Origin of the sequence: Melioribacter sp., from assembly GCF_049325435.1 — a bacterium.
Lineage (GTDB): Bacteria > Bacteroidota > Ignavibacteria > Ignavibacteriales > Melioribacteraceae > Melioribacter > Melioribacter roseus.
Genome location: NZ_JBMOLD010000013.1, coordinates 251,699 through 273,006, shown reverse-complemented (window position 1 = coordinate 273,006; position 21,308 = coordinate 251,699). Strand labels below are relative to the sequence as shown.

Annotated in this window: 20 protein-coding genes and 1 tRNA gene; all 21 read left to right on the top strand. The window is 41.1% G+C overall.

Translation table 11 applies throughout. The annotated features are described in order from the left end of the window. The 21 genes from ACOYVE_RS10165 (at position 1) to ACOYVE_RS10065 (ending at position 21,129) form a co-directional block, all read left to right on the top strand. A tRNA-Glu gene (locus ACOYVE_RS10165) sits at positions 1–72 on the top strand. 153 nt (positions 73–225) lie between these two features. Beyond that, positions 226–1,011 (top strand): lysophospholipid acyltransferase family protein, encoded by a 786-nt coding sequence (locus tag ACOYVE_RS10160; protein WP_014857308.1) that lies wholly within the window; start codon positions 226–228, stop codon positions 1,009–1,011. A 74-nt stretch (positions 1,012–1,085) separates the two neighbouring features. Next, complete coding sequence (locus ACOYVE_RS10155; RefSeq protein ID WP_014857307.1) at positions 1,086–1,871, top strand: hypothetical protein; 786 nt, start codon at positions 1,086–1,088, stop codon at positions 1,869–1,871. Between the two features lie 87 nt (positions 1,872–1,958). After that, complete coding sequence (locus tag ACOYVE_RS10150; RefSeq protein ID WP_422881777.1) at positions 1,959–2,708, top strand: T9SS type A sorting domain-containing protein; 750 nt, start codon at positions 1,959–1,961, stop codon at positions 2,706–2,708. A gap of 121 nt (positions 2,709–2,829) precedes the next feature. After that, complete coding sequence (locus tag ACOYVE_RS10145; protein ID WP_422881775.1) at positions 2,830–3,450, top strand: hypothetical protein; 621 nt, start codon at positions 2,830–2,832, stop codon at positions 3,448–3,450. 184 nt (positions 3,451–3,634) lie between these two features. Continuing rightward, entirely contained in the window at positions 3,635–6,433 is a 2,799-nt protein-coding gene (locus tag ACOYVE_RS10140) for a TonB-dependent receptor domain-containing protein (protein ID WP_422881774.1), read from the top strand. Between the two features lie 17 nt (positions 6,434–6,450). Then, a complete protein-coding gene (locus tag ACOYVE_RS10135) occupies positions 6,451–8,088 on the top strand; it encodes a T9SS type A sorting domain-containing protein (RefSeq protein ID WP_422881772.1) in 1,638 nt (545 codons plus the stop codon). Between the two features lie 214 nt (positions 8,089–8,302). Then, the gene (locus tag ACOYVE_RS10130; RefSeq protein ID WP_422881770.1) at positions 8,303–8,677 is read left to right on the top strand and encodes a hypothetical protein; all 375 of its coding nucleotides are present in this window, start codon (positions 8,303–8,305) and stop codon (positions 8,675–8,677) included. Between the two features lie 37 nt (positions 8,678–8,714). Continuing rightward, a complete protein-coding gene (locus tag ACOYVE_RS10125) occupies positions 8,715–9,041 on the top strand; it encodes a T9SS type A sorting domain-containing protein (protein ID WP_422881768.1) in 327 nt (108 codons plus the stop codon). Between the two features lie 21 nt (positions 9,042–9,062). Further along, on the top strand, positions 9,063–9,743 hold the full coding sequence (locus ACOYVE_RS10120; protein WP_422881766.1) for a hypothetical protein: 681 nt from the start codon (positions 9,063–9,065) through the stop codon (positions 9,741–9,743). A 165-nt stretch (positions 9,744–9,908) separates the two neighbouring features. Continuing rightward, positions 9,909–10,925 carry a hypothetical protein gene (locus ACOYVE_RS10115; protein WP_422881765.1) on the top strand — a complete coding sequence of 339 codons (1,017 nt, stop codon included), beginning with the start codon at positions 9,909–9,911 and terminating at the stop codon, positions 10,923–10,925. Between the two features lie 17 nt (positions 10,926–10,942). Further along, positions 10,943–11,992: a phosphate ABC transporter substrate-binding protein PstS gene (gene pstS, locus ACOYVE_RS10110; protein WP_014857300.1), complete on the top strand. Its 1,050-nt coding sequence runs from the start codon at positions 10,943–10,945 to the stop codon at positions 11,990–11,992. Between the two features lie 6 nt (positions 11,993–11,998). After that, positions 11,999–12,952 (top strand): phosphate ABC transporter permease subunit PstC, encoded by a 954-nt coding sequence (pstC, locus tag ACOYVE_RS10105; protein WP_014857299.1) that lies wholly within the window; start codon positions 11,999–12,001, stop codon positions 12,950–12,952. Then, positions 12,937–13,803 (top strand): phosphate ABC transporter permease PstA, encoded by an 867-nt coding sequence (pstA, locus tag ACOYVE_RS10100; protein ID WP_014857298.1) that lies wholly within the window; start codon positions 12,937–12,939, stop codon positions 13,801–13,803. The genes pstC and pstA overlap by 16 nt, the downstream gene beginning before the upstream one ends. Before the next feature lie 17 nt (positions 13,804–13,820). Next, positions 13,821–14,615: a phosphate ABC transporter ATP-binding protein PstB gene (gene pstB, locus ACOYVE_RS10095; protein ID WP_408606247.1), complete on the top strand. Its 795-nt coding sequence runs from the start codon at positions 13,821–13,823 to the stop codon at positions 14,613–14,615. Between the two features lie 4 nt (positions 14,616–14,619). Continuing rightward, complete coding sequence (gene pstB / locus ACOYVE_RS10090) at positions 14,620–15,372, top strand: phosphate ABC transporter ATP-binding protein PstB (RefSeq protein WP_422881763.1); 753 nt, start codon at positions 14,620–14,622, stop codon at positions 15,370–15,372. Between the two features lie 16 nt (positions 15,373–15,388). Next, the gene (gene phoU / locus ACOYVE_RS10085) at positions 15,389–16,084 is read left to right on the top strand and encodes a phosphate signaling complex protein PhoU (protein ID WP_014857295.1); all 696 of its coding nucleotides are present in this window, start codon (positions 15,389–15,391) and stop codon (positions 16,082–16,084) included. A 512-nt stretch (positions 16,085–16,596) separates the two neighbouring features. Then, the gene (locus tag ACOYVE_RS10080; RefSeq protein ID WP_422881761.1) at positions 16,597–17,790 is read left to right on the top strand and encodes a hypothetical protein; all 1,194 of its coding nucleotides are present in this window, start codon (positions 16,597–16,599) and stop codon (positions 17,788–17,790) included. 11 nt (positions 17,791–17,801) lie between these two features. After that, positions 17,802–19,250 carry a TolB family protein gene (locus tag ACOYVE_RS10075; protein WP_014857293.1) on the top strand — a complete coding sequence of 483 codons (1,449 nt, stop codon included), beginning with the start codon at positions 17,802–17,804 and terminating at the stop codon, positions 19,248–19,250. An 8-nt stretch (positions 19,251–19,258) separates the two neighbouring features. Continuing rightward, positions 19,259–20,125, top strand: coding sequence for a sugar phosphate isomerase/epimerase family protein (locus tag ACOYVE_RS10070; RefSeq protein WP_014857292.1), 867 nt, complete (start codon positions 19,259–19,261; stop codon positions 20,123–20,125). Between the two features lie 5 nt (positions 20,126–20,130). After that, positions 20,131–21,129, top strand: coding sequence for an SDR family oxidoreductase (locus ACOYVE_RS10065; RefSeq protein ID WP_014857291.1), 999 nt, complete (start codon positions 20,131–20,133; stop codon positions 21,127–21,129). Positions 21,130–21,308 lie beyond the last annotated feature (179 nt).

Genomic DNA, 21,308 nt, shown 5'->3' with positions numbered 1-21,308 from the left:
GGCCCCATCGTCTAACGGTTAGGACATCACTCTTTCAAGGTGAAAATACGGGTTCGATTCCCGTTGGGGTCACAACACCAAACCTATCTATATCATAAATCTAATCAATGAATTTTGCAGGCAAATCAGCCGGTACTCTTTTTGCCGATAATTTCCCGCTTTTTGCTGATTTCCCCTTGAAAATTGTTTTTCTTAAATTATCGGTATAATTTATTCGGAATAAGTATGAATTATTTAGCCGAGAAAGACGAATATGTTACCCCAAAAAGCAGAAAATCAATTTTCCCGTCGTTTGGATTTTATTTATTGAGACTTCTCAAAGTCGTTTATACATCCAACCGCCTGGCTGTTAAAGGCATGTACGACGACGAAAAATGGATTGAAGCTTCGTACAATATTTTGAAGGGATTGGAAAAGACCGGAATCCGTTTTCACATCAGCGGGATGAGTAATATCAAAAAAGTCGAGGGCCCCGTAATTTTCGTATCGAATCATATGAGCATACTCGAAACGTTCGTATTCCCGTGCATAATACATCCGGTCAAAAAAGTGGTTTTCGTAATGAAAGAGGAACTAGTGCGGTTTCCGTTGTTCGGACCGGTTTCCGCGGCTCGCGATCCGATTCTGGTATCGCGTAAAAATCCGCGCGAGGATTTGATGGCCGTTTTGAATCAGGGGGCGGAAAAAATCAAAGCCGGCAAATCGATTATTATCTTTCCTCAACGCACCCGTTCGCTTTATCTCGACGTCAAATCGTTCAATACGCTCGGAATTAAACTGGCGAAGAAAAATAACGTTCCCGTCATACCCGTGGCTTTAATCTCAGACGCGTGGGCAAACGGAAAATTCTTGAAAGACTTCGGCAAAATCGATCCTTCCAAAGAAGTTAAAATCAGCTTCGGCGAACCGATCGAAATTAAATCAAACGGCAACGAAGAACACATGCAAACAGTCGAATTCATCAAGAATAAATTTATCGAATGGGGAAGAGCGGAGCTGATACGGGAATAAATTCGGCAGCCGTTTTTGTGGTTTGAGAGCAGATTAATTTGATGCATTAGACAAATATTTTAATATTTCGCCAAATGAACAAACGCTTACGAATATTAACAATTGCTTTTACTGCCGCCATTATATCCTTAGCCGGATGCAGGGACAAAATTGTCGAATTTGAAGAACCTGCGATTAAATACGGTTTCGATGAAATCGGCGCTAAGTTGGAAAAGGCATATCAAAGCGACTCTCAAGCAAAACTGGATTCGGTTTTTGCAATGTGGCGGAATGCGATACCTTCTTTTACGAAAAGTCAACGGAGTTCCCTGAACGATACGGTAAGAAATATCTACGGGATATTCGAAGAATTTTATACCCCTGAAGATTTGAATCGGATTACGGGCGGCTACCATGAAAACTTCGAAACCGATTTCAGATACGTCGTTATACAAAACAGTATCGAGTATGCTATAACCGATACCAATCCTCGTTTTTATTATTATAAGGGAGTCGAGACTCTGGAACGTAAAATATCCGATTTTCGACCGACGCCTCCGGTAAGTTTTCCGGTAGTTTATCTCTCTTCGGAAGCCGACTCTATGATATATCGGTTTCTTTACGAGCTCGACGGCGAAAGGAAATCCGACCATTCGGAACGAGTCGCTTTTCTGCGTCAGGCAATCCAATTGACTCATCATCACTGGATAAGCGATTATCATAAAGCCACGATGCCGATAGTATTTAAAATCTATGTCGATAATAAATTATCGAATGCTTTTGTAATCTTCCGGGTATTTTATCAATTCGGGGAAGCATATCTCGAAAGAAATGACGGCGAATGGCGGTTGGTCGACTCTCATTTAACGGCAATTGAATAAACGGGCGTTGATTTTTTTAGTTATTTACTATTTACTATTTACTATTGATTATTGATAGAATGCATTTTTCGTTAGGGGGCGGATAAGATGAAAAAATTATTCAGCATATTTTTTCTCTTCATTCTGTTTATTACTGTCGTTCGTGCGCAGAGCATTGTATTTGTGCCAGAAGCCGACACAATAAAGTTGGTAAGCGGATGCACGCCGCCTAATGTGATTTTTAAATTGCGTCGCGGAAATCTAAGCGATACAATAAAAGTAATCGCGGGTTTCAACACTATGATCTTTTATAACGAATCTGAAAATCCGGTAATGCAAAATGAAACCGTCGGATTTATTTGTAATTCTAAAAATGAAGACGATTTATATGAATTGCATTTTCGGTCGCTATACGACGGGCAAAACTTTCCGGAAATTGCGCCGCTCGATTCTTTGTATGAAAATTATTTGATAGGATTGTTTGACGTAATGCTAAAAGTAAAAAGAAACGACGTTTATATCGACTCGCTTTCTCAACTATTTCTGGGAATTTCTTTGGGTCTGGGAGTGGAAGATGAACCCGGGAAAATACCGGATAATTTTGAAATTCTTTCCGTCTATCCGAATCCGTTCAATCTCTCGACAAAAATTATATATGAACTGAATAGAAAGGCTTATGTTAAAATCGGCGTTTATAATTTGCTGGGAGAACTTGTAGAATTAATAGAACAAAATTATAAATTGCCCGGAAGATACGAGTTGATTTATCAGGCTGGCGCTCTTGCTTCGGGCGTTTATTATATTGTGTTTACTGCATCCGAAGGTGTGTATTCAAGAAAAATCGCTCTTATAAAGTAGAAACTGATATATATAATAATAGTCAAATAAAATGCTTACAAAAAAAATTATTATTATTTCATTATTCTTACTGTCAGTGAATACTTACAGTCAATCTTTATACTTGGGTATCGGCGGCGGTATGGCAAAAGTACAAAAAAATAATTACTATACCCGGGACTTGGGATATCCCGGAGCGCATTACGTAAACGGAACATTAACAATGTTCGGAGGTCTTGCCTTTAGAAAAAATTATTTTGCCTCTATTAAATTCAAATACGAATTATCGTCTTTCGGGATTATTGCTCAAGCGCGTTACATTCCGTTTCGCGGACGTCAGAGCGCAGAGATTTATAACCTCCTCTACATGCAAACTATAAAGGAAGACGTTACCACGATTATCGATGTCTGGTCTTTCGGATTCGGGGGCAGATATATAATTGATATAGATAAATTCAAGCCTTACGCCGCAGTTTCTTTACTTATGAATTACTGGGGAGACACATGGTTCAGGTTTGAGTATTTCGATCAAATCGTACTGGGCAGGAGCTATAAAAACGGTATGCGATTCGGTCTGAATTTCGGGCTGGGCGTCAGTTATGAAATAATGAAAAATGTATTGTGTGAAATCGAATCGAATTATAATTATATGAATTTGTGGAACAGGAGAAAAGTTGACCCTGCCGACGAATTACATCCTTCCTCGGAAGAAAAAATGAATACGCTTAATGTCGAATTTACCGTTTATTATCGTATCTATTGAACTTTCGGTAAAACCCGCGGAAATATAAAATCGGTATTCTTTCCGCTTTGAGTAAGAAAATTTCTAAGATCAATTTTCATTTACGCCTCGCCCTTCAATATTAACATTACCTTAACGCCCGCTTAACATTACGTTAACATTAGTCTCGTAGGTTTGCAGTGTAACATTCAAGGAGAGAGGAAAAATGAATTTATTTACTGCAACCAAAACGAGGCCGTCGAAATTGATAAAAACAATTCGGTTAATCTTATTAATAGCCGCGGTGATTTCTATTCATACGAATGCGCAGACGAATAAAGGCACAATAAAAGGGAAAGTGGTAGACGCAGCGAGCGGAGAGGCTATCATCGGTGCGAATGTTTTCCTTTCCGGAACAACGCTCGGCGCGGCAAGCGATATAGAAGGCAATTATGCTATCGAAAACGTTCCCGCCGGTAATTACGAAATGATTGTCAGCTATATATCGTATGCCAAAACGAAAATATCAAATGTTATTGTTAAGGGCGGTGAAATCGTAATACGAAACGTAGCTTTGAGAAGCGAAGCCATAGCTGTCGACGAAGTGGTTGTAACCAGTAAAGCCGATGAATCTTACGAAGCGGCTCTGTTGAACAAACAAAAAAATTCAATTTCGATTAGCGACGGTATCAGCGCCGAACAGATAAAAAGATCGCCAGACGCCACGTCGAGCGACGCTTTGAAACGCATTACGGGAATTTCCGTAGTCGACAATAAATTTATTTTCGTAAGAGGGACAAGCGAACGTTACAGCAATGCTCTTTTGAACAATTCGCCTCTGTCGAGCGCCGAGCCCGACAAAAAATCGTTCGCTTTTGATTTGATCCCCTCGAATCTCCTGGCAAATACGGTCATCGATAAATCGTATACGCCCGACAAGCCGGGCGACTTTGCCGGCGGTCTTGTAAATCTGAACACGATCGATTTTCCCGACAAACTTAAATTTAATATAACAATCAACGGTTCGTTTTCGAACAATACGTCGCTGGAGGACTTCAAAACTTATAACGGCGGCAAACTCGATTTTCTGGGAATCGACGACGGTTCGCGTAGTCTCCCGTCTTCAATTCCTTCCGACTTGAGCAAAGGGAATTATTCGTCCGAAGAAATATTGCAATTTGCCCAAACACTGCCCAACAACTGGTCTACCCGCACTAAGAAAGCGCCTCTCAACGGCGGATTTATGATTTCTCTCGGCGACGGAGTTACGCTCCTCGGACCGCGTTTCGGTTTCGTAGCGGCCATTTCGTACAAGAATAATTTTAATAGGACAAATCTAGAACGCAACGAGTACGAATCGAGCGGAGAAACCCGTTTCAGCTACGGTGGGTGGCAATATAAATATTCCACTTTATGGGGGGGATTGCTCAATCTCAGTTATAAACTCGGCAACAATCATAAATTGAGTTTCAAAAATACATACAGCCATACTTCCGACGACGAGGTGTCGGAGCTGAGAGGCGCTCAATTTACCGATTCGGGAACGGAACAAATTCAAAGCGCCTTCAGATTTACTTCGCGCGAAGTTTATCTGGGACAGTTATCGGGCGAGCATTACTTTGGTAGTCTGCTTCAAACTGAATGGCGTTTGTACAATTCAATATCGAAGCGCAACGAGCCCGACTACAGGCGTGTAATTTATTCGCGGGACCTCGGCAGCGACAATCAATTTGCGGCTTTGCTGGGACCGCAGGTCAATCTTAAAAACGGAGGACGCTTTTATTCGAATCTCGACGAGACTACTACCGGTTTTGCAGCCGATTTCAAAATTCCCTTGAAAGCGGTTAATCTCAAACTTGGAGGACTTTACGAGGACAAAAACAGGGAATTCAGTTCCCGTTTGATCGGTACGATAATCAATGCGCCGGGCAACGGTTATACCGATTTCAAACTTTTATATCTGCCGCTCGATCAAATTTTCAGTCCGGATAATTACCGACGCAACGGATTTTCTATTCAGGAATATCTCAACGGAACCAATAATTACAATGCAGGTCAGACTATATCGGCTTTCTATTTTATGGCAGAATACAGCTTTGACTTTCTGGGAAAGGAACTTAAATTGGTCGGCGGCGCCCGACTTGAAAATTCGAGACAAACTGTCAATTCGCGCGACCTTTCCGACAGGGAAGATATTTTTATTGAACTTACTAATAACGATCTTCTGCCGTCTTTGAATCTAATTTATAAACTGAACGAAAATGCAAACCTGAGATTGTCGGCAAATCAAACCGTTAATCGTCCGGAACTGAGAGAATTGGCTCCGTTTGCTTATTTCGATTTTTATACTCAAACCTCAATACGGGGCAATAGCGATCTGAAACAAGCTGTCATTAAAAATTACGACCTCAGATACGAATCGTATTTCGGAATCGGAGAAATGATATCGGCAAGTCTATTCTATAAAGATATGAAAGACGCAATCGAGCAGGTGGTGGTTACCGGAAGCGCATTGGGCTCCGAAAGAACATTCAGAAATTCCGATAAAGCGGAAGTCTACGGACTCGAACTCGAAGGCAGATTCGGTTTGGGACGAATTACCGGTATGCTTTCGAATTTCTTCTTAAATGGCAATTACACTCGCGTTAAATCTTCCGTTACTGTTAAAGGTACGGAAACAACAATAGCGCGTAACGGCAGACCTCTGCAGGGGCAGTCGCCTTATACTATTAATATAGGATTGTCTTATAACAGCGACGATAACGGCGCAACAGTGAGTCTGCTCTATAACAGAATCGGGGAGAGAATTATCGAAGTAGCCACGGCATATCAGGAAGATATAATAGAAGAGCCAAGGGACGTTATCGATTTTGTAATCAATAAATCATTGACAGAAAGCTTGTCGTTGAAAATTTCCGCCAAAGATATTCTCGGAAAGGATCAGATATTCAAACAGGGAGATAAAAGAGCCCGCCTGAACGGCAGGGAATCCGCCATTTCAATAAGTATTTCTTACAAACTATAATTAAGGAGGAAAAATCTATGTGCAAACGTATTTTACTGCTAATATTCTTTTTATCCGGCATTAATCTCTATGCTCAGCTTGCTCAATACGATGAAGCGCTCGAGGGAGATATCAATTCGGATTTAACATTGGATGCAAATAAAAAATATTTGTTAAAAGGATTTGTAAATGTTAACGAGGGCGCTACATTGACAATACCCGCAGGTACAATTATCTACGGAGAAAAATCGTCAAAAGGCACACTCATCATTAATCGCGGGGCGAAGATAAATGCCGTGGGCGCTCCGAACAATCCGATTGTATTTACAAGTCAGCAGCCTGCGGGGCAAAGAGCGGCAGGCGACTGGGGCGGTATTATCATCGCAGGTAGAGCAAGCATAAACGTACCCGGGGGAACTGCAGTAATAGAAGGCGGCACCGGCACAATCTACGGCGGCGGAGAAAATCCGGACGATAACGACAACAGCGGTATAATGAGTTATGTGCGCATTGAATTTCCGGGCATAGCTTATTTACCCGACAACGAAATAAACGGGTTGACGTTGGCGGGAGTGGGCAGAGGTACAACGCTCGACCACATACAGGTAAGTTATTCGGGCGACGATTCCTATGAATTCTTCGGAGGGACCGTGAACGCCAAGTATTTGATAGCTTACAAAGGCGTCGACGATGAATTCGATACGGACTTCGGATACAGAGGCAATCTGCAATTTTTAGCGGGTTACAGGGATTTCAATATAGCGGACATAAGCGGCAGCAACGGTTTCGAATCCGACAACGACGGAACGGGAACATTGAACGAGCCTCGAACACGTCCGATATTTTCAAACGTAACATTAATAGGACCTCTTGTAAATCCGGACTATACGGAATTTAATCCGAACTTCAAACGCGGAATGCATTTGCGCAGATCGACATTGACGTCGATATATAATTCGATAATTATGGGTTATCCTGTAGGTTTGTATCTGGACGGAGAGAACAGCGTAGCGGGAGCTCAGTCCGACAGTTTACAAATACGCAATACTATTATAGCCGGCGCTCAGAGCGGAAAGAACCTGACGACCAACGTCGAGAGCTTTGACGTCGTCTCGTGGTTCAAAACTTCGTCCTACTCGAATCAGGAATTTGAGACGAGCGCGGAAGTCAAGTTAACCGACCCGTTTAATCAGAGCGCTCCGAATGCGACGCCGATGAGCGACTCGCCTGCTGCAAGCGGCGCAAATTTCGACAATCCCCGTTTGAGCGGAGGATTTTTCGAATCCGTCGAATTTATAGGAGCTTTCGATCCTTCGGGCGCCAGATGGGACGAAGGTTGGACAAATTACGATCCGCAAAATACCGATTATACGCTCACAGGCGTTGATGAAGAATATACAAACATAATTCCCGCCGCTTACGAGTTGAGTCAAAATTATCCCAATCCCTTCAATCCGACTACAACAATTTCATTCGTACTGCCGAAATCGGGCAACGTAAAATTGATCGTGTACAATACGCTCGGGCAGGAGGTAGAAAAATTGATTAACGGTTATAAAGAAGCGGGAAAGTATAATATTACCTGGAGCGCAAATAACCTGCCTTCAGGTCTCTATCTCTACCGATTGGAAACCGAGAATTATGTCGTGTCGAAAAAAATGACATTATTGAAATAAACTTCTCTCTCCTCTCTTCCAGAAGGCGTTCCGTTCTCCGGCGGAACGCCTTATTTATTTTACCGTTTTTAACTATTTCTCTGATTTATATTTTTTATTGACATTATTTTATGTTACCGTTATTTTCAGTATCAAATATTGTCAAAAGGGCAAAATCCGTTTGTAGGGCTACACGGGTTATTGAGAGTTTGAAAAATCGGTTATAAATAAAAAAATGAAAAAGCGCTTTTTTCTTGTCGCGGCGTTTCTAATTACTCTGCAAAATGTAATTTTTTCGCAGAGTATTGAATTCAGCAAGGATTCCCTTCATATTTCGGGCGACGGAGCGTTCGGCGATATTTACGACAGTTTGTTTTTATACAACGCCGGCGCATCGGATCTGATAATCGACAGTATCTACTCAAATAAAATCTACGGATATCCAGTAGAAATTTATTCAAGGGATACATCTTATTTGTTTTATCTCGGGTTTGATAAGATCTTTAAAGACATTATTATTTCTCCTGGGGACTCGGTCAAATTAATTTTTTATACGCCCGACCTGTGTCCTATTTGCGAAGGCGCTACGCCGTTTCAAAAAATTTTCTGATACTTTATATTTCATAAGTAACGCCCGTAATTATCCGGTGTATACGATTTATATCGACGGCGAAGGGTATGTTGGCGTAGAAGAAAACCCGCTGCCCGAAAAAGACTATTCGCTCGAACAGAACTATCCGAATCCGTTCAATCCGCATACTCGCATCTCGTATGCGGTTTATAAACCGGGTGTAGTGCGGATAATTGTGTACGACATTCTCGGCAGAGTAATCAGCGCGCCGGTAAATGAATTTAAGTCTGTCGGACGTTATACTCTCGACTTTGACGCATCGGGTTTGCCGTCGGGAATATACTTTTATCAAATGAAAATAAACGACTTTATTGAAACCAAAAAAATGATACTGATGCGTTGAAGAATAATTGACGTACGAAAAATGACAATTATTGTAATGAAGAATTTCAATTGTTATATCAAAATAATTAAGTCCGCAAAAAAAAGAATTATCTTACTCACTTTGATGTTCGCGGGTATATCCTGCGATACAACGGAGTCAAATCTTTTTATCGACAAATCGAAGCAAATATTTCCTTTGGCTGTAGGCAACAAATGGGAATATCAATATGATATAATTCAAAACGACAGCGTTGCTGAGTCTCGAAAGGTTAACGTGGAAGTTACCGGCAAAACAAAAATTAGGACAGCTGGTAATAACGTAGAAGTATTTATAGTGAAGGAAACAACGGAAGGAATATATTTCGCGGAAAGATATTTCTATTATTCGTATGAAGAAGACGGACTCTATAACTGGCAGGAAATAAGCGAGGGAAAATTTATTAAATCTCATGTCGTAAAATATCCTGTCGAAAAAGGCGAAAGCTGGAGAGTTGATCACGGGGATTATGCTGAAATTTATACATGTCTCTCAACTGCCGATACGGTTCAAATAAAAGACAATCAATATATATGCATAGTTATACGAACCGGGAACGGCGTGAGCTGGTATGCCGACTATTATTATTCGGTCGGAACAGGTCTTGTGCAATTAATAGCGGAAACGCCCGAAAAAGGCAAAACGCTTAGAATACAGAAACTGACAGATTATCTAATTAATTGAGCGAAATCAAAAAACAGTTAAGCTGTTTATGCAAATCCATTCGTCTTCAATAAGTTCGGACAAAAAAGCGCATTAAATGATTTAACAATTTCTTAACACTGCGGATTTTTTTAATTCTTATTATTGTGTAACTCATTTTTTTGCAAACCGGAGAGAGAGGAGAGAGTGAGCAAGAAAATTGTTTTGCCAATAATTACGTTCTTTTTAATGATTTCATTTCAAATATCAGCGCAAAACCTTCCAAAATTAAGCGGACTCGTTTTTGGAGATTATTTTTACAACGTTCAACAAAATGACAACGGGAAAAACGACATTAGCGGATTTCAATTCAGGAGAATCTATTTTACTACCGACTTTAAAATATCCGAAAAGTTCAGCACGCGTTTCCGTCTCGAATCGAGCTGGCAAGGTTCAAATTTTACTACGGATGTAAAGGACGCATGGTTGAAGTGGAACGGCATTTTCGAAGGTTCGGATGCGATGATCGGTTTGTCGCCGACTCCGGCTTTCAGTATTTCGGAAGAAGCGTGGGGCTATCGATTTCTTGAAAAAACGATTCTCGATTACAACAAAATCGTATCGAGCAGGGACATGGGACTCGACCTGAAAGGCAATCTGACCTCAAAGGGCAAAATCAAATATTGGCTTAAAATTGGCAACAATTCAAAAAGCGGACTGGAAAACGACAAATTCAAAAGGTATTATTCACTGTTGCAATTTAGTCCTGCGAAAAATTTAACATTAACCGCATACTTCGATTACTCTTCTTCCGGAATGATTGAAGACGGGTTTACGAATTCTTACAAAAACAACAACAGTATTGTAACATCCGCTTTTGTCGGTTATTCGTATAAAGAATTGAATTTTGGAATTGAGTCGTTTTACCGTAAAATCGAAAATAATTTCTATAAGTCGTCAACGTCTCCTCTTGCAGATCAAAATTCATACGGCGTTTCGGCATGGAGCCATTTTCGGTTGAATGAAAAATTGAAATTCGTATTTCGCATTGATTATTACGAGCCTAACTCGGATCTATCAAAAGACGAAAACACTTTGATTCTTGCAGCGGCGGATTTTGTTCCAGATAAATCCGTTCATATAGCTCCCAATATCGAAATAGTTACGTACGGCAGCGGCGACCCGGATATAGTCCCGCGCATTTCGTTTTACTGGAAATTTTAATTTAAAAAGGAGAAAAGATGTACAGAAAAATAATTTATTTAATGATGTTCATGATTGCCGGTTTAATAAATCTCCCGGCGCAGGTTAAACTCAACGGAGCCGGAGCGACTTTCCCTTACGTGATTTATTCCAAATGGTTCGACGAGTTTCATAAACAAACGGGCGTTCAAATTAATTATCAGTCTATTGGAAGCGGCGGCGGTATTAAACAGGTAATCGAAGGCACGGTCGATTTCGGAGCCAGCGACGGACCGATGAGCGACGAACAGCTTAAAGAAGCAAAAGCTAAACAGGGCACGGATGTAATTCATATCCCGACGGTTTTGGGCGCCGTTGTTCTGAGTTACAATTTACCGGAAGTTAAAGAAACGATTAAACTTGACGGGGAGACTATAGCAAATATTTTTCTGGGTAAAATTTATAAGTGGAACGATAAAAGGATTGCCAAATTAAATCCGGGCGTTAAACTCCCAAACAGAAGCATAATTGTGGTGCATCGTTCGGACGGCAGCGGTACTACGTTCATCTTTACTCATTATCTTTCAAATGTAAGTAAAGAATGGGCTAAGAAAGTCGGATACAACACTTCGGTTAACTGGCCGATCGGACTGGGCGGCAAAGGCAACGAAGGCGTGGCGGGGATGATCAAACAAACTAAAGGAGCAATCGGATACGTGGAACTTGCTTATGCCGTAAAGAATAAACTTCCTCACGTTGCAATTAAAAACCGCGCGGGAAATTTCATCGAAGCGAATTTTAAGACGGTTTCCGCGGCTTCCGACGGAGCCGCCAAAGATATGCCCGATGATCTCAGAGCCATGATTACAAACGCCGACGGAAAAGACTCGTATCCTATTTCGGGCTTTACATGGCTTTTGATTTATAAAGATATGAAAGATCAAAAGAAAGCCGAAGCGTTGGTTAAATTCTTAAAGTGGGCTTTGACAAAAGGCGAATCGTATGCCGAAAGTCTTTATTACGCTCCTTTGCCGACTTCGGTTGTTAAATTGTGCATGAAAAAAATCGATATGTTGACAGTTAACGGCAAACCGATTAAGGTAAAATAAAACTTTATGGAAAAAACGAAGTCCGTTAAAAAATCCGTTAAATCGTCCCGAATCAATATCGGCGATTTCATCTATGAAAAGTTGACGTTAATATTTGCCGTCATTGTATTCGCGATGATAATCCTGATGGGATACGAAATGTATATCAATTCGAAATTGTCGATCGATAAATTCGGATGGGATTTTATAACCGAGACTACCTGGGACCCGGTGGAAGAAATTTACGGAGCGCTCCCTTCGATCTACGGCACGCTCGTTTCATCTTTCCTGGCTTTAATGATTGCCGTTCCTTTGAGTCTTGCGGTTGCCGTTTATCTGGCCGAGTCGGCGCCCGGATGGCTCGAAAAACCGCTGTCTTTTATGGTCGAATTACTAGCCGGCGTACCGAGCATTGTCTATGGTTTATGGGGCATATTCGTGCTGGTTCCATGGCTGCGCGAAGAAGTGGAACCCTTTCTCAACGAACATTTCGGATATCTGCCCTTTTTCGACGGACCGATGTACGGATTCGGTATGCTGGCCGCGGCAATAATTCTATCGATTATGGTGCTGCCGATTATAACTTCGATATCGCGGGATATAATGAAATCGGTGCCGTCGGTTCAAAAGGAAGCGGCTCTCGCTTTGGGCGCCACTAAATGGGAAGCTATTAAAATTGTTCTGAAAAATTCTAAATCGGGTATTCTCGGCGCCGTAATGCTCGGATTGGGAAGAGCCATCGGCGAAACTATGGCAGTTACAATGGTAATCGGCAATCGCCCGATTATTTCGGAATCGCTCTTCGATCCCGGATATACCATGGCAAGCATTATTGCCAACGAGTTTACCGAAGCTACTACGGAACTCTATTTGAGCGCATTAATCGAATTGGCGTTAATCCTGTTCGTAATTACTATTATTATTAATATTGCCGCACGATTATTAGTCTGGAGTCTGGAAAAGCAGTGGAAACAGAATTAAAAAAATATAAACGAAGACTTAAATACCGCAAAGCGGTAAACTTAGCGGTAAATTCATTGACTTTTCTTGCCGCATTGATCGCCATATTGCCGCTCTTCTTAATCTTTTACTATACGGTCTCGAAAGGTATCGGCAGATTGAATCTGGAGTTTTTTGTCGAGATGCCCAAACCCGTAGGCGAGCCCGGAGGCGGAATGGCTAATGCGATTGTAGGCACATTGATATTGGTCGGCATCGGCGGTGCTATCGGACTGCCCGTTGGAATTATGTCGGGCATCTATCTTGCCGAATTCGGAAAAAATAAATTCGGACAATTATTGAGATTTCTTACCGACGTTCTCAGCGGCATACCTTCGATTGTAGTCGGCGTTGTGGCTTATACGCTAGTCGTTATCCCGATGAAACAGTTCTCGGCTCTTGCAGGGGGAGTGGCATTGGCAATCCTGATGATTCCAACTATTACGAGAACTACGGAAGAAATGATTAAATTGGTGCCTCACAGTTATCGCGAAGCCGGTTTAGGACTCGGAATACCGAAATGGAAAACTTCATTGTTCATTATACTAAGAACTGCATGGAAAGGGATTGCTACGGGCGTACTGCTCGGTTTGTCGAGAGCCGCGGGCGAGACCGCTCCGTTGTTATTTACCGCGCTCGGCAACAGATTCTGGTCTACAAATGTATTCGAACCGATTGCTTCTCTTACGGTTTATATCTACGACTACGCGCGAGCGCCTTTTGAAGATTGGAACGCACAGGCATGGACTGCGGCTTTAGTATTAATAATTTTGATTTCTTTATTAAGTTTAACGTTCAAAATAATTACTCGTTCTAAATACAAAACCAACTGAATTGACCCGTGAGCCAAATACCAGTAACAAATATAATTTACGAAAGCCGCAAAGTAACCGAAGAAGAGGCGGTCGTTTCAACAAAAAACTTATCGGCTTATTTCGGCGAAAAGCAGGCGCTTTTTGAAGTCAATCTCAACATACCCAAAAATCAGGTTACGGCCATAATCGGTCCTTCGGGCTGCGGCAAATCGACATTCCTCAGATGCCTGAACAGAATGCACGAAGTGATTGGCGGGACATATTCCGGGAGTATTTTATTCGACGGCGAAGATATAAAAAATATCAATCCGGTCGAACTCAGAAAGAGGGTCGGTATGGTTTTTCAAAAGCCGAATCCGTTTCCGACTATGTCGATAATGAATAATGTCGTTGCCGGATTGAAATTAAACGGAATGCGCGACAAAAGATTATTGAACGAAATCGCCGAAGAAAATTTAAAGAAAGTCGGATTATGGGACGAAGTTAAAGACAATCTAAACCGCTCCGGCGCCAGTATATCCGGAGGGCAGCAGCAAAGATTGTGTATTGCCCGGACAATCGCTCTGAATCCCGAAGTAATTTTAATGGACGAGCCGACCAGCGCGCTGGATCCGATTGCAACCGCTAAAATCGAAGACTTGATTTATGAATTGAAAAAAGAATATACGATTGTTATTGTAACTCACAATATGCAGCAAGCCGCGCGCGTAAGCGACTATACGGCTTTCTTTTATATGGGCAGACTGATCGAATACGACAATACAAAAAAAATATTTACAAATCCTTCTAATAAACAAACTGAAGAATATATTTCCGGACGTTTCGGCTGATATTATGAATATTATTGAAGTAAAAAATCTGAACCTTTTTTACGGCAAATTTCAGGCATTGAAAGATATTTCGATGGACATTAAAGAAAAGAAGGTCACGGCACTGATCGGTCCTTCGGGCTGCGGCAAATCGACATTCCTCAGATGCCTGAACAGAATGAACGATTTGATCGACGGCGTAAAAATCAAAGGCGACGTTATTATTAACGGCAGGAACATTTATAAAGATAGGGTCGATATAGTTGAATTGAGAAAAAATGTGGGAATGATTTTCCAGAAGTCGAATCCTTTTCCGATGTCTATTTTCGACAATGTGGCTTACGGTCCCAGAATCAACGGCATACGCGACAAAAAACGGCTTGAAGAGATTGTCGAAAACAGTCTAAAAAAGGCTGCGCTCTGGGAAGAAGTAAAAGACGATCTGAAAAAGAGCGGGCTGTCGCTCAGCGGCGGGCAGCAGCAGAGGCTTTGTATTGCGCGAGCTTTAGCCGTGGAACCGGAAATAATCTTAATGGACGAGCCGGCAAGCGCATTGGATCCGATATCCACGACAAAAATAGAAGACCTGATTTTTGAGTTGAAAAAAAATTATACTATTGTTATTGTTACACATAATATGCAGCAGGCAGCCCGTGTGAGCGACCAAACGGCGTTCTTCTATATGGGCGACCTGATTGAATTTAACGATACAAAAAAATTATTTACCGCGCCCGAAAATGAAAAAACGGAAGCTTATATAAGCGGTAGATTCGGTTAATCAAAACGGAGTGATTATGCAGGAACATTTTAACGCCGAAGTGGAAAGTTTGAAAAATAATCTCATTAAAATGGCGTCGATTGTCGACGAACAGGTAGAAAGGGTAATCGAAGCGCTCGAAACGGGCAAAGTCGAATTGTGCAAGGGAGTAAAAGCCCGCGACATTGAAGTGGACGCTTACGACAATTTAATCCAGGCGCAATGCGAAAACATTTTAGCGCTCTTTCAGCCCTTTGCCGCCGACCTCCGTTTTATTATTTCCGCTATGATGATTAACAATCAACTCGAACGCTGCGGAGATATTGCGGTGAACATCGCCAAGCGCGTCAAAAAAACCGCCGATAACTACCCGTTAATTGTAGAAGCTCAAATTAACGAGATGGGCAAGCAAGCGCGTAAAATGTTGAAAGAAGCTATCAATTCTTTTATCTATAACGACAGCCAGCTGGCTGAAACCGTCATGAAAGAAGACGAAATTGTGGATAAATACAATAAACAGGCATTCAAATTTCTAGTTTCTAAAATGAAGTCCCAGCCGGAATTAATTGAACCGTGCTCTCATCTTATTGTAATGACCAAACATATCGAACGTCTTGCCGACCATGCTACAAACATTGCCGAAGACCTGGTGTTTTATGTGGAAGCAAAAATAATTTCTCATAAAAAGAAATTGCAAAAACTGGAAAAGAACAAACCGGATGAAGACAGCTGAGAACTTATATTTTCGTTTCCGGAGTTAAATGTTTGTCGTTTGGGAGTTCAATGTTCAACGTTTTGGTATTCAATGTTCGTCGGTAGGGATTAGTGGTTAGAAGTATTTAATTTTTTTATTCTTAGTTGATAGACAATGGCATATCCTTTTAGCATATAAAATGACATTTTTACGAAGACACAGAACCTCAACTCTGTGAACTCCAGTACTCCAAAACACGCCTGCGCCAGAATTAACAACTAAAAAAAAATCAGCCAATTTGCCAATCTTGCAATCTTGGTAATTTGGTAATCTTGAAATCTTGGTAATCTTGATAATATCTTTAAATAAGTTTCTCTGCGTATCGTATTTTCTGGCATATATATTGAGTCTTAATTGTTAAAAAAAATCGTTATAAGTTGCTGATTCTTATAATTGGGCGGATTTATCCGGCAGTAGAGCATTATTAAAAGAATAAATTTTTATCAAAAACATAAAGAACCCGGATTAATTAAAGCAGGGATACAGGAACTATGATAAAAAGAATTCCGAATCTATTAATATTTTTTATCTTTGTTACGGTAAGTCAAATGAACGCTCAATTTATCGACGAGTTTAACGGAAAAGAATTGCAATATGACCCGGACGGCTTAAACGGCTGGACTTTTTTTTCGGGCGACGGCAATGCCGAAGTAAAATTTATTCAGAAGGACGGATATGCTTCCGTCCGTGTTGACGCCTCTAAAGATAAACGAGGCCTCTGGTGGGCTCTAATCCGAAGAAGAATTTCGGAAGGTATGGACCTGTCGCTTATCCAAAAACCGAATTATGAATTTCGAATCGAAGCAAAAATTAAAGTCAGCAGCGCCCCCAAAAGAGTGAATCTTCATCTAAATACACAACGCACAACCGACTTCCATACGCATCTAATGGAATACGATATACCTGATACGTCGAACTGGCATGTTATAAGCATGACTACCAAAAATTTTGATGCGCGTCCGGGAGATAATGTCTTTGCTCAGATGGCTCTGATGGATTGGGGTTTCGATAATTATCGCGTCGATATCGATTATTTTAAGGTTGACATCGTAAGAGTCGATACAATAGGCAACGACCTCGGCGAACCGATTCCTTATCATCCCCCAGTTCCGGAAATTTCTTCCTTCGAGCATCGATTGCCCGTTGCGGAAGATGCCACTATCGACCTGGAATTTACCGATTATAATTTTAATAACTGGAGCGCTACCGACGAAAAGGGAAATATCGTAAAATTGCTTACCGTAAGCGGAAATCAATATGTAATTCTGAAATGGAATTTTGAGAATTATAAAAATATGAAGGTAACAGGACCCGCGGTACTCGAACTGACCACTTACTCGCTTCAAAATTCGCCCGATTATAAAAAGGATTTCGGAATGATAAGGGTGGTCGAAATTCTCGACGGCAAGGATAACTGGTTGGACGAAAATATTACATTCGAAGCATTGACCGAAGGTAAAACAATATCGGAAGTTTTTAACAGTCAGATGATTATCGATTGCGAAGTCAATAAACTTCGGGGCGAAAAAAACTATTTTGTTATTTCCAGACCTGTAATGCAGCGACTTTTGGACGGTAAAACAAAAGGAATTGTAATCAAACCTCTCGGTTCCGTTGTCGCATCGTTTTATGCTTCGGAAAATAACATCAACGTTCCCTGTATCTATTTTAATACCGAAAAATAAAGGCGAAGGAAATGAAATATTTATTTCTGTTTTTTATACCGATAATGATTTATTCCCAGAACTTTATCGGGCAATCCTCGGATGTCGGTAAGGTTAATATTAAAGGCGAATCGCTTTACGACAGTATTAAAAAGGCATACGTAATTACAGGAAGCGGGGAAAATATCTGGGGTTACGAAGACGCATTTCATTTTGTATGGGAAAAAGTCGAGGGCGATATTTTTATGGAAACGGATATCGAATGGATAGGCGAAGGTAAACACCCGCACAGGAAAGGCGGATTGATGTTCCGTGCGGGACTTTCGGAAAACGACCCGTATGTCGATATTGTAGTTCACGGCGACGGTCTGATTTCAATGCAATTCAGAAAAGAAAAAGGCGGTGAAACTTCGGAAATTAAATCGAACGTCAAACCTCCGGTCAAATTAATGCTTGAAAAAAATGCAGACCAATACACAGCCTCTTTGCTGAAAGGAAGTATTATTTATCCTGTAGGAACAATCTCTCTTAATTTATCCGATAGCCTCTATGCGGGAATCGTAGTATGCTCTCACGATTCGACCGTCTCGGAGAAAGCGGTTTTCCGGAATGTTAATCTTAAGTTTCAAAAACCATTAAACAGAGAAAGAAAAGTGGAAAGTACAATTGAAATATTCGACCTGGAAACGCGCACAAGAAAAATTTTTTACAGAAGTCGGGAACATTTCGAAGCGCCTAATTGGAGTCCCGACAATAAATTTATTTATTTTAATAAAGAAGGCAAAATCTACAGAATAGCTCTCGACGGAAAAATACCCGAAGCGGTCAATACGGATTTTGCAATTCACTGCAACAACGACCACGGTTTGTCGGCTGACGGTAAAATGCTGGCAATCAGTAATCACGATAAAGACGGACTTTCGCGTATCTATGTTTTACCGGGGGATGGGGGGATTCCCCAATTAGTGACCCGGAAAGGACCGTCATACTGGCACGGCTGGTCCCCCGATTCGAAATACCTTGTATATTGCGCCGAAAGAAACGGAAATTTCGATATTTATAAAATCGATATAGACGGAAAAAATGAAATAAGACTTACGGACGCAGAAGGACTTGACGACGGACCGGAATTTTCACCCGACGGAAAATATATCTATTTTAATTCCGAAAGGACAGGCAAGATGAAAATTTGGCGTATGGATGCCGACGGAGGAAATCAAACTCAAATTACGGCCGACGAGTTTAATGACTGGTTCCCGCATCCTTCTCCCGATAATAAATATATAGTTTTCCTTTCGTATGCCCCTGACGTAACAGGGCATCCGCCGAATAAAAATGTGTTGTTGCGATTACTGAATCTTCAGGACGGTTCTATCGAGACGATTGCGGAATTGTTCGGCGGGCAGGGCACAATCAATGTTCCTTCCTGGTCGCCTGACGGTAAAAGATTTGCATTTGTAAGTTACAGGCTAATTTATTGAGTTGAAACATGAAGCGTATATCGCGTAAAGAATTTATTAAAATACTCGGATTGGGAAGCGCCGCATTTGCGCTCGGCGGCAGTTCGTTGGCTCTTGCTTTCGGAAAAACGCCTAAAGTCGGTTTGCAATTATATTCGGTACGAAATTACCTCGAAAACAATTTCCAGGATACTATCGCCAAAATTTCCACTACGGGAATTCGCGGCGTAGAAACCTATAAGCTCCCGGAAAATATTACTCTGAAAAAAGCCGCCGCCATATTAAGCGATTATGAACTCGAAGTCCTGGCAATGCATAGTGAACTTCCGGTCGGAGAAAATTTTGATCTATCGCTGAAAATGGCGGAAGCTTACAAATCCGATATAATTGTCTATCACGGCTGGCCTCAGGATGATAAGTACAGTTCGCTCGATTCTATGAAGAAGACGGCTGAACTCTACAATAATATTTCGTATAAATTGAAAAAAGAAGGTCTCAAATTTGCGTTGCATAATCATTGGTGGGAATTTGAGAAACAGAACGGTTACTATCCGTTTTACTGGTTGTTCGAAAACCTAAACGATAATATCCTCTTCGAGATAGATACTTATTGGGCAACGACGGCAGGGTTCAATCCTGTAAAGGCGCTCAAAGATTTCGGTAAAAGAGTTCCGCTGCTGCATATTAAAGACGGCACAACAGTAAAGGGCGAAGAAGCATACAAACAGACGCCTATTGGCAAAGGAGCTATGAATTTTCCCCCGATTCTGGAAGCTTGCGGCGAAACTGCCGACTGGCTTATTATTGAATTTGACGAATATAATGGTGATATTTTTGAAGGAATAAAAGAAAGTTCTGATTATCTTTCAAAATTCGTCAATCAAAAAAGAGGTTAATATTTATGAAAATTCTTTTTATCGGCGGCGCCGGTAATATTAGCGCCAGCGTCAGCAGACAGTGTATAAAAAAAGGTTATGAACTCTATCTGCTGAACAGGGGGCAAAACAGTGTTAATATCGACGGGGCAAAACATATCAAATGCGATATCAATAATCTCGACAGGATGAAAGAATTGCTTAAAGAACATTATTGGGATTCGGTAGTAAATTGGATAGCGTTCGATCCGAAAGACGTTGAAAGAGATATTGAGCTGTTCGAAGGAAAAACAAAACAATATATTTTTATCAGTTCGGCTTCGGCATACCAGAAACCGCCTTTGAATCCGGTCATTACCGAATCGACTCCTTTGCGTAATCCTTACTGGGATTACTCGCGCAATAAAATCGCATGCGAAGAATTATTGAATAAAGCGTACCGCGACAAGAGTTTCCCTGCCGTAGTCGTAAGGCCTTCTCATACATATTCAAACGTTATCCCCGTTCCGATTGGCGGGTGGACGGAATATACAATTGTCGATAGAATAAAAAAAGGTCTTCCGATTATCGTTCACGGCGACGGCTCTTCGCTCTGGACTGTTACTCATGCCGACGATTTTGCAATCGGATTTACCGGATTAATCGGAAATCTGAAAACAATCGGACACGCATTTCACATTACTTCCGACGAAGCTCTCTCGTGGGATCAAATTCATTATTATATTGCCGATGCGGTTGGGGCTGCAGCTAATATAGTTCATATCCCTTCGGATTTTATTGTAAAGTGCGAACCTTCATTGGAAGGGAGCTTGTTGGGCGATAAAACATGGACTGCAATTTTCGATAATTCTAAAATAAAATCATTCGTGCCGGAATTCAAAGCGACGATTCCTTTCCAGGAAGGGATTAAAAAAACATTAAAATGGTTCGAAGAAAAACCCGAAAGAATGATCGTTAAAAAAGAAACCAACGAAATGATCGACAGAATTATTGGGGAGTATATTAAAATAGGGATTAGGGAGTAGAGTGTAGGGATTAGGGATTAGGGGTTTGGGGTTTGTCGGTTCTTTGTTTGATGTTATAAGAAGAGCAATTTTTAAACGGCAAAAAAGACTTAATACAGTCAGGTTTTCTCTTGTTGACCGGGAGATTAAATAAAATTTATGTTCGTCTATTTAATAGAACGTTAAATAAATCGGAGTTA

Bases quoted from the DNA above. Each gene is read 5' to 3' on its own strand.
- ACOYVE_RS10145 (WP_422881775.1), top strand. From the start codon at position 2,830: ATGGCAAAAGTACAAAAAAATAATTACTATACCCGGGACTTGGGATAT.
- ACOYVE_RS10130 (WP_422881770.1), top strand. From the start codon at position 8,303: ATGAAAAAGCGCTTTTTTCTTGTCGCGGCGTTTCTAATTACTCTGCAA.
- ACOYVE_RS10140 (WP_422881774.1), top strand. From the start codon at position 3,635: ATGAATTTATTTACTGCAACCAAAACGAGGCCGTCGAAATTGATAAAA.
- ACOYVE_RS10135 (WP_422881772.1), top strand. From the start codon at position 6,451: ATGTGCAAACGTATTTTACTGCTAATATTCTTTTTATCCGGCATTAAT.
- ACOYVE_RS10155 (WP_014857307.1), top strand. From the start codon at position 1,086: ATGAACAAACGCTTACGAATATTAACAATTGCTTTTACTGCCGCCATT.
- ACOYVE_RS10065 (WP_014857291.1), top strand. From the start codon at position 20,131: ATGAAAATTCTTTTTATCGGCGGCGCCGGTAATATTAGCGCCAGCGTC.
- ACOYVE_RS10080 (WP_422881761.1), top strand. From the start codon at position 16,597: ATGATAAAAAGAATTCCGAATCTATTAATATTTTTTATCTTTGTTACG.
- pstC (WP_014857299.1), top strand. From the start codon at position 11,999: ATGGAAAAAACGAAGTCCGTTAAAAAATCCGTTAAATCGTCCCGAATC.
- pstB (WP_422881763.1), top strand. From the start codon at position 14,620: ATGAATATTATTGAAGTAAAAAATCTGAACCTTTTTTACGGCAAATTT.
- ACOYVE_RS10160 (WP_014857308.1), top strand. From the start codon at position 226: ATGAATTATTTAGCCGAGAAAGACGAATATGTTACCCCAAAAAGCAGA.
- ACOYVE_RS10075 (WP_014857293.1), top strand. From the start codon at position 17,802: ATGAAATATTTATTTCTGTTTTTTATACCGATAATGATTTATTCCCAG.
- ACOYVE_RS10070 (WP_014857292.1), top strand. From the start codon at position 19,259: ATGAAGCGTATATCGCGTAAAGAATTTATTAAAATACTCGGATTGGGA.
- phoU (WP_014857295.1), top strand. From the start codon at position 15,389: ATGCAGGAACATTTTAACGCCGAAGTGGAAAGTTTGAAAAATAATCTC.
- ACOYVE_RS10120 (WP_422881766.1), top strand. From the start codon at position 9,063: ATGACAATTATTGTAATGAAGAATTTCAATTGTTATATCAAAATAATT.
- ACOYVE_RS10150 (WP_422881777.1), top strand. From the start codon at position 1,959: ATGAAAAAATTATTCAGCATATTTTTTCTCTTCATTCTGTTTATTACT.
- pstS (WP_014857300.1), top strand. From the start codon at position 10,943: ATGTACAGAAAAATAATTTATTTAATGATGTTCATGATTGCCGGTTTA.